Annotated in this window: 1 protein-coding gene and 1 pseudogene; both read right to left on the bottom strand. The window is 62.6% G+C overall.

What is annotated here, in order from left to right:
- Positions 1 to 1,121: phage terminase large subunit family protein (locus ACK8OU_RS20135; protein ID WP_410305113.1), on the bottom strand; the 1,121-nt coding region annotated here is incomplete at its 3' end.
- Positions 1,069 to 1,461 (bottom strand): annotated as a pseudogene (locus tag ACK8OU_RS20140) (hypothetical protein); the annotation flags it as partial. The gene ACK8OU_RS20135 and the pseudogene ACK8OU_RS20140, both read right to left, overlap by 53 nt.

The following is a 1,461-nucleotide window of genomic DNA, read 5'->3' on the forward strand; positions in this document are numbered from 1 at the left end:
CTGTGGTAGACGGCGGGCTTGTAGCCGAGCCCGCGCAGCAGTTCGATCATTGCATCGATCAGCCCGCGATCGGCATTCGAGAACTCGCACCGCTTTCCGTCTGGCGAGATTGTCCCGTCAGAGTCCATCAGTCCACGGACAAGTTCCAGTCGCTGCCATCGGCTTGCCCGCATATATTCCAGTGGCACATGTTTGTTATCGAGAACATCCAGCTGCCGCAAACGTGTCACGAAGCGCGACCGGAAACATGCCGAAAACGATGCGCCATCCTCGCGACGCATTCGAAATGTCGGATCGATCACGACATTCGCAATCCTGCCCTTTCGCCAATGCGGCAGCCGAAACTCTGCCTCAACACCACAGGCCCGCAGATGATCAACCACTTCGGCATCATCTTCGTGAACCGAGATATGATTCATGATCGACGAACCGTCGCCAAGCCAAAGCCCCAGAAGATAGGGATGCAGGATTAAATCCTGATCCGGCATGTCAACAGGGGCACAGCAGTCGATGGCATAGCGCCGGCGCTTCCCGGCTGCGCCGATGGTTACACGCCCAACCATCTCTGCCGTGCTGAGCGTACGAGCGACGGGACGGTCGTTCGTAAAATCCCACACTGGCCAGCGATGATCCCCATCTGCAACAATTATCTCACCGTCATCAAATACGACCTCGAAGCAGGGCCGATCCACGAACACCGGCGACAGACCGGTGACCTGGCAAATGCGCCCACCTTCGTCATAAAGGAGATCACCTTCGACAATCGAACCCATTGTGGTCCAACCGAACGGGGTAGGAACAGGGGTATCGAGGGCCAGAGGCGCCCCCACCTGCGCAGCCTTCATGAACACCACCCGCTGCGCCGAGTTCGACGGCGAGAGCGCATCCATGATTTCGCGCATGTAGGGCGTGCGCGCTGTGCGATAGCGCCCCGGTTCGGCCGAGGCGCGGGACGACAACCAGCGATGCCGATCGGCCCATTGCGAGACCGTCAGATCCGGATCGGGCCGGATCCCGCTGCCCCAGGCGCGCAGCAACCGTTCAGCGCCCTCGAAACCTGCAACATCGTCATTCAATGCGGGCCCGGATTTCGGCAAGGCTGTCGAGCTGGGCACGGACATGGGTTTCCAAAACCTTCTGCATCTGCGCCGCGGCGACGGTGCCCCCCTCGCCCGAGCCCGCGGTCAGTTCCGAGGCCATGAGCGCCGCCACCCGTGCGGGCCAGGTCACCCAGGCATCGCGTTCCTCGCGCGCGAGCCGGAACATCAGGGTTTCCGCCCGGGCACGGTCGACCAGTTCGCCCTTCAGCTTTTGCAGCCGGATCCGGCGTTCATGCGCCTTCAGCACCTCGTTGGCCGTCCGCGCCTGCAGGAAGGTCATGCCGCCGCCACCTGCCGCCGGCGCCGCCAGCCCCTGTTCGCGCAGGGTTTCGCCCACTGCCGCGACCGCCGCTTCGGGGAC

This window comes from Pontitalea aquivivens (assembly GCF_046507575.1).
Lineage (GTDB): Bacteria > Pseudomonadota > Alphaproteobacteria > Rhodobacterales > Rhodobacteraceae > Pontitalea > Pontitalea aquivivens.